This is a genomic window from Bacillus sp. B2-WWTP-C-10-Post-4 (assembly GCF_009183805.1).
Taxonomy (GTDB): Bacteria; Bacillota; Bacilli; order Bacillales; family Bacillaceae_G; genus Bacillus_A; species Bacillus_A cereus.
The window spans coordinates 26,498-33,828 of record NZ_WEII01000050.1 but is presented as its reverse complement, the minus strand read 5'-3'; the positions used below and the strand labels follow the sequence as shown (position 1 = coordinate 33,828).

Here is a 7,331-nt window from a genome sequence, read left to right as displayed (position 1 = left end):
TTTTAGGAATTTTTAAAATGTATATATAGGATTAATGGAGGTATTGAGATGGCTGGTTCTACATTAACGGTTAAAGACTTACACGTATCAATTGATGGCAAAGAAATTTTAAAGGGTGTAAACCTTGAAGTAAAAGGTGGAGAAATCCACGCAATTATGGGACCTAACGGAACAGGTAAATCAACTTTATCTTCTGCAATTATGGGTCACCCAAAGTATGAAGTAACAGAAGGTAGCATCATCATCGACGGTGAAGATGTATTAGAAATGGAAGTAGATGAGCGCGCACAAGCGGGTCTATTCCTAGCAATGCAATATCCAAGTGAAATTAGCGGAGTAACAAACGCTGACTTCTTACGTTCTGCAATTAACGCACGTCGTGAAGAAGGCGATGAAATTTCTCTTATGAAATTTATCCGTACATTAGATAAAAACATGGAATTCCTAGAAATGGATCCAGAAATGGCACAACGTTATTTAAACGAAGGTTTCTCTGGTGGAGAGAAAAAACGTAACGAAATTCTTCAATTAATGATGATTGAGCCAAAAATCGCAATCTTAGATGAAATCGACTCAGGTCTTGATATCGATGCATTAAAAGTTGTATCTAAAGGTATTAACGAAATGCGCGGCGAAGAGTTCGGTTGCCTAATGATTACGCATTACCAACGTTTATTAAACTACATCACTCCAGACTTCGTTCACGTTATGATGAACGGTCGTATCGTTAAATCTGGTGGCCCTGAGCTTGCACAACGTCTAGAAGCTGAAGGTTACGACTGGATTAAAAAAGAATTAGGTATTGAAGACGAAACAACAGAGCAAGAAGCGTAAGAGAGGAGCATAAACATGACAATCGGTACATTACCTTTCGATCAAGAAACAATCCGTCAACGCGCAAGCGAAGTAAACGAAGCTGCTTGGTTGACTGAGTTCCGCTTACAAGCTCTTGCACAAGCAACTGAACTTCCAATGCCAACGCCTGATAAAACGAAAATTGACAAATGGGACTTTATCGGAAAAGGCGACGCTGCTAAGCAAGAGCCTGTAAGTTCTTTAACTGAACTTCCAGAAGCAGTGAAAAACTTAATCGATGAAAATAACAGCGTATTAGTGCAACGTACTGGTACAACTGCATTCGTTTCTTTAGCAGACGAAGCAAAAGAAAAAGGTGTTATTTTTACAGACATTGTAACAGCAGCAACTGAGCATGCTGAACTAGTACAAAAGTACTTAATGAAAGACGGCGTGAAAGTAGACGAGCATCGTCTAACTGCACTTCATGCTGCATTAATCAACGGTGGTGCATTCGTATATGTTCCGAAAAACGTTGTTCTTGAAACTCCACTTCAAGCTGTATTCTTAGTAGACGGCGAAGAAGCTAACGTATATAACCACGTACTATTCGTAGCTGATGCGAACAGTACTGCAACTTATGTAGAAAACTATGTTGCAAATGAAAATGCTAAAGGTATTGCAAATATCGTAGCAGAAGTAATCGTGGAACAAGGCGCACAAGTGAAATTCGGTGCGGTTGATCTATTAGCAAAAGACGTAACAACTTACGTTAACCGCCGCGGCGTTGTAGGACGCGACGGCCGTATTGATTGGGCTCTAGGCCTTATGAATGACGGAAACACAATTTCAGAGAACGTTACGAACTTAATGGGCGACGGTTCATATGCTGATACGAAAACAGTAACAATTGGCCGTGGTAACCAAACACAAAACTTTACAACTAAAGTTGTTCACTTCGGTAAACATTCTGAAGGTTGGATTTTAAAACACGGTGTACAAAAAGATAGTGCAACATCTATCTTTAACGGAATTGGTAAAATTGAACACGGTGCATCTAAATCAAATGCACAACAATCTTCTCGCGTTCTTATGTTAGATGAAAAAGCTCGCGGTGATGCAAACCCAATTCTTTTAATCGACGAAGATGATGTAATGGCAGGTCACGCAGCTTCAGTAGGTCGCGTAGATCCAGTCCAACTATACTACTTGATGAGCCGTGGTATTCCAAAACGCGAAGCAGAACGTTTAGTCATCCATGGATTCTTAGCACCTGTAGTTAATGAGCTTCCAATTGAAGGAGTAAAGGCACAGCTTGTTGAGGTAATTGAAAGGAAAGTTCGCTAATGAATATTCATGAAATACGCAAACAGTTTCCAATTCTTGATCAAAAAGTGAACGGCAAACAACTTGTTTATTTCGATAGTGCAGCAACTTCTCAAAAACCAATTCAAGTCATTGAAACGTTAGAACGTTACTATAAAGAATATAATTCTAACGTGCATCGCGGTGTTCATACGCTCGGTACGAAAGCTACCGACGCGTATGAAGGTGCACGTGAGAAAGTTCGCAAGTTTATCAATGCGAAATCAATGGAAGAGATTATTTTCACACGCGGAACGACAACTGCATTAAATACAGTAGCAGCTAGCTATGGTCTTGAAAATGTAAAAGAAGGCGATGAGATCGTTATTTCTTACATGGAGCACCATAGTAATATCATTCCGTGGCAACAAGTTGCGAAGAAAACTGGCGCAACTTTGAAATACCTTCCGCTTCAACCAGACGGTACGATCTCTTTAGAAGATGTTCGTCAAACTGTTACACCGAATACAAAAATCGTTTCTATTATGCAAGTATCAAACGTACTTGGAACGATTAACCCTGTAAAAGAAATCGGAGCAATCGCACACGAAAACGGCGCAATTATGGTCGTTGACGGTGCACAAAGTACACCTCACATGAAAGTGGATGTACAAGATTTAAACTGTGATTTCTATGCATTATCTGCTCATAAGATGTGCGGACCTACAGGTATCGGCGTATTATATGGTAAGAAAGAATTGCTAAACAATATGGAGCCAATTGAATTTGGTGGTGAAATGATTGATTTCGTAGATTTACAAGAATCTACTTGGAAAGAGCTTCCGTGGAAGTTTGAAGCAGGTACACCGATTATCGGTAATGCAATCGGACTTGGTGCGGCAATTGATTTCCTAGAAGAAATCGGTCTTCATAATATTGAAAAGCATGAGCATGAATTAGCGCAATACGCTTTAGAAAGACTATCAGAAGTAGATGGCGTTACAATTTATGGTCCAAAGCATCGCGCTGGTCTTGTTACATTTAATATTGAAGACGTACATCCTCACGATGTAGCGACTGTATTAGATGTAGAAGGCATTGCAGTTCGCGCAGGACATCACTGTGCACAACCGCTTATGAAGTGGCTAAAAGCTTCTTCAACAGCACGTGCGAGCTTCTATTTATATAATACAAAAGAAGAAATTGATACATTTGTTGACTCGCTAATCAAGACAAAGGAGTATTTCACAAATGTCATTTAATAATTTAGATACGTTATATCGTCAAGTTATTATGGATCATTATAAAAATCCTCGTAACCATGGCGTATTAGAAGATAGTGTTACCGTTAACTTGAACAATCCAACTTGCGGCGATCGTATTCAACTTACGATGAAAGTAGAAGAAGGTATTGTACAAGAGGCGAAGTTTGAAGGCGAAGGATGTTCAATCTCAATGTCTTCAGCTTCAATGATGACACAAGCAGTAAAAGGTAAGAAAATTGAAGAAGCACTTCAGCTTTCGAAAATTTTCTCTGACATGATGCTAGGAAAAGAGTACGATGACAGCATCGATTTAGGAGATATTGAAGCATTACAAGGCGTATGCAAGTTCCCTGCACGTATTAAATGTGCAACATTAGCGTGGAAAGCGTTAGAAAAGGGCTTAAACGAAGATAAGTAATGTTAAAGGTTCCTAAAAACGAGGTTATCTAAGGAGGGACACACCAACATGGCGAAGCAACTGCCAGATATCGGCGATTATAAATATGGTTTCAAAGACAAAGACGTTTCGATTTTCCGTGCTGGACGCGGTTTAACAAAAGAAATCGTTGAAGAAATTTCACGTATGAAAGAAGAACCACAGTGGATGTTAGACTTCCGTTTAAAATCACTGGATAAGTTCTATGAAATGCCAATGCCACAATGGGGCGGCGACTTAAACGACTTAGATTTCGATGAAATTACGTACTACGTAAAACCATCTGAGAAATCTGAGAAGTCTTGGGATGAAGTACCTGATGAAATTAAAGCAACATTTGATAAATTAGGTATTCCAGAAGCTGAGCAAAAATATTTAGCTGGTGTATCTGCACAGTACGAATCTGAAGTTGTATACCACAACATGAAAGAAGACCTAGAAGCTCTAGGAATCGTCTTCAAAGATACAGATAGCGCATTAAAAGAGAACGAAGATATTTTCCGTGAACATTTCGGAAAAGTAATCCCACCAACAGACAACAAATTCTCTGCATTAAACTCTGCAGTTTGGTCTGGTGGATCATTCATCTACGTTCCAAAAGGTGTTAAAGTTGATACACCACTTCAAGCGTATTTCCGTATTAACTCTGAAAATATGGGACAATTCGAACGTACGCTTATCATTGTAGACGAAGGCGCACACGTACACTACGTAGAAGGTTGTACAGCACCTGTTTACACTACTAACTCACTTCACAGTGCGGTAGTAGAAATCATCATTAAAAAAGATGCTTATTGCCGTTATACAACAATCCAAAACTGGGCGAACAACGTATACAACCTAGTTACAAAACGTGCGGTTTGTGAAGAAAACGCAACGATGGAATGGATTGACGGTAACATCGGATCTAAATTAACGATGAAATACCCAGCAGTTATCTTAAAAGGCGAAGGCGCTCGTGGTTTAACATTATCTATCGCGATTGCTGGTAAAGGCCAACACCAAGATGCTGGTGCGAAAATGATTCACTTAGCACCAAACACGTCTTCAACAATCGTTTCTAAATCGATTGCGAAGCATGGTGGTAAAGTAACTTACCGTGGTATCGTACACTTCGGACCAAAAGCGAAAAACTCTCGCTCTAACATCGAGTGTGACACGTTAATCATGGATAACCAATCTACATCTGATACAATTCCTTACAACGAAATCAAAAACGATTACGTTTCACTTGAGCACGAAGCGAAAGTATCTAAAGTATCAGAAGAACAATTATTCTACCTAATGAGCCGTGGTATTTCTGAGCAAGAAGCTACAGAAATGATCGTAATGGGCTTCATTGAACCATTCACTCGCGAACTTCCAATGGAATACGCAGTTGAAATGAACCGCCTAATCAAGTTTGAGATGGAAGGTTCTATTGGTTAAATAGAAATGCGGAGCCGACTGTTCAGACCCGTTGGCTAAGGTTCTTTCGCACAGAAGATGCTTTTTATCTTCTCGTGCGGAAGGTTCTTAGACATGAGGGGCTAGGAGGCAAAGCTGGATAATATATGCATGAAGAAAGCGCCCTGCACAGCAGGGCGCTTTTTTGTTTTGCGGATTTGTCTTGGCTTGGGAGAGGATACCCGGGTGGGTGTTCAGTTAAATATATCAGCGATTTTTCAAATATATCGACCATAACTCGGAATATATCAGCGATTATTTCAATATATCGACGATTCGACAAGGGATATCGACTTATCAACAAATTACGACATAGCAAGAGGAACGAATACCCCGCACCCTTCAAACAGGAAAGGAGCATTTATACATAAAGAGGGCGACTGAAAGTAATTTAGATTAAAATAATGACAAATGCAGCAAAGAACTTATGGGAAAATCCCCACGGCTAACTTTCTGACAAATCCCAGCTCTACCAACTAATCCCCACACTGGCAAAAATAAAGTTTCTCGTATAAAAAGGACAATCTTTTGCTTTTTCTCACAATGCGAGTACAATGTAAAATAGCAAGAAAAGACGAAAAGTATTTACAGGATTATTGTGTGCGCATAGCGTAAATGGCAGTAAGGAACTGAGAGGAGGTTTTTTCTCTGAATACAAATAAAGAAACAATCATCCACCTTTATCATACAAACGATATACATAGTCATTTTGAAAATTGGCCGCAAATTTCTCGGTTTGTTCTAGGGGAGAAAAAGCGAAGACAGGAAGCGGGAGAGACTGTTTTGACGGTTGATATCGGCGATCATGTGGATCGTTTTCATAGTATTTCGGAAGCGACGAATGGACTTGGGAATACGAAGCTTTTGAATGAGGCGTTATATGATTATGTAACGATCGGAAATAATGAAGGAATTACGTTAGCGAAGGAGCATTTGAATCGGCTCTATGATGATGCTGGATTTGAAATACTTGTCGCAAATTTATTTGAAAAAGAAGGGGTACGTCCGTCATGGGCAAGGCCTTATAAATTGCATACAACGACGGATGGGATTACCATTGCTTTTATCGGATTAACGGTAGCTTATCCAGAGTTTTATCAGATGCTCGATTGGCATATTGAAGATCCCATTATTCATTTAGAGTCTATTTTAGAAGAAGTGAAAGATGAGGCTCATATTACGGTTGTCCTTTCTCACCTTGGAAAAAGTATGGATGAGTATATGGCAGAGCATTATGATATAGATGTTATTTTAGGAGCACATACGCATCATTTATTTGAGCGTGGTATTCTACTGAATAATACTTTACTTTGTTGTTGTGAAAAGTGGGGACGTTACGTTGGTCACGTGCAGCTTACTGTGGATATCGAGATGAAGAAATTGCTGAAAAAAGACGGTAGAGCGATTAAGACGGAACGGTTAGGTGCTTATAGCAAGCCGTTATCCACAATTGAAATACTGCAGGAAGAAAGTGAGCATATAATGGCAGAGTCTGTCGTTCATTTAAAAGAGTCATTACCGGTTGATTGGTTTCAGGAGACGCCGTTTTCTCACATGTTAGCAAGTGCGCTGAAAACATGGTGCAATGCAGAGATTGGCATGGTGAACGCTGGTGTACTTCTTGAAGGGTTAGAAGAGGGTGTTGTAACGCGCGGAGATATTCACAGAATTTGTCCACATCCAATTAATCCGTGTGCTTTGAAAGTTCCAGGAAAGATATTAAGAGAAGTTATTTTGAAAGCACGTAAGCCGAATATGGAGAATCTTGAGGTGAAAGGATTCGGATTTCGGGGAAAAGTGATGGGGAAAATGATTTACGCTGGTGTAGAAGTCATTCCAGATACGATTCCCGGGAATAAAATTTTACTCGAAGATGTATTAATTAACGGGGAATCGCTGGAATTAGATCGTATATATACAGTAGGAACGATTGATATGTTTACATTTGGCTACTTATACCCAGAGCTATCCACACTTTCTGACAAACAATATTATATGCCAGAACTACTTAGAGATGTGTTAACAGATATGTTAATAACTCATACATCTTCCGTTAAACTATAGGCTAGTTAACTTGTAACACT

6 protein-coding genes are annotated in these 7,331 nt (G+C 39.5%); all 6 read left to right on the top strand.

The features are described 5' to 3' along the window. Positions 1-48: 48 nt before the first annotated feature. The 6 genes from sufC to GBN78_RS18890 all read left to right on the top strand — a co-directional run bounded on the left by sufC (position 49) and on the right by GBN78_RS18890 (position 7,311). On the top strand, positions 49-834 hold the full coding sequence (sufC, locus tag GBN78_RS18920; protein WP_000929160.1) for a Fe-S cluster assembly ATPase SufC: 786 nt from the start codon (positions 49-51) through the stop codon (positions 832-834). A 15-nt stretch (positions 835-849) separates the two neighbouring features. Next, positions 850-2,142: a Fe-S cluster assembly protein SufD gene (gene sufD / locus GBN78_RS18915; protein WP_000152167.1), complete on the top strand. Its 1,293-nt coding sequence runs from the start codon at positions 850-852 to the stop codon at positions 2,140-2,142. After that, positions 2,142-3,362: a cysteine desulfurase SufS gene (gene sufS, locus GBN78_RS18910; protein WP_001020768.1), complete on the top strand. Its 1,221-nt coding sequence runs from the start codon at positions 2,142-2,144 to the stop codon at positions 3,360-3,362. The genes sufD and sufS overlap by 1 nt, the downstream gene beginning before the upstream one ends. After that, positions 3,352-3,783, top strand: a complete 432-nt coding sequence (sufU, locus tag GBN78_RS18905) for a Fe-S cluster assembly sulfur transfer protein SufU (RefSeq protein ID WP_000009523.1) — start codon at positions 3,352-3,354, stop codon at positions 3,781-3,783. The genes sufS and sufU overlap by 11 nt, the downstream gene beginning before the upstream one ends. A gap of 48 nt (positions 3,784-3,831) precedes the next feature. After that, positions 3,832-5,229 carry a Fe-S cluster assembly protein SufB gene (sufB, locus tag GBN78_RS18900; protein ID WP_001118827.1) on the top strand — a complete coding sequence of 466 codons (1,398 nt, stop codon included), beginning with the start codon at positions 3,832-3,834 and terminating at the stop codon, positions 5,227-5,229. A gap of 666 nt (positions 5,230-5,895) precedes the next feature. Then, positions 5,896-7,311: a bifunctional metallophosphatase/5'-nucleotidase gene (locus GBN78_RS18890; RefSeq protein WP_254636685.1), complete on the top strand. Its 1,416-nt coding sequence runs from the start codon at positions 5,896-5,898 to the stop codon at positions 7,309-7,311. The last annotated feature ends 20 nt before the right edge of the window (positions 7,312-7,331 follow it).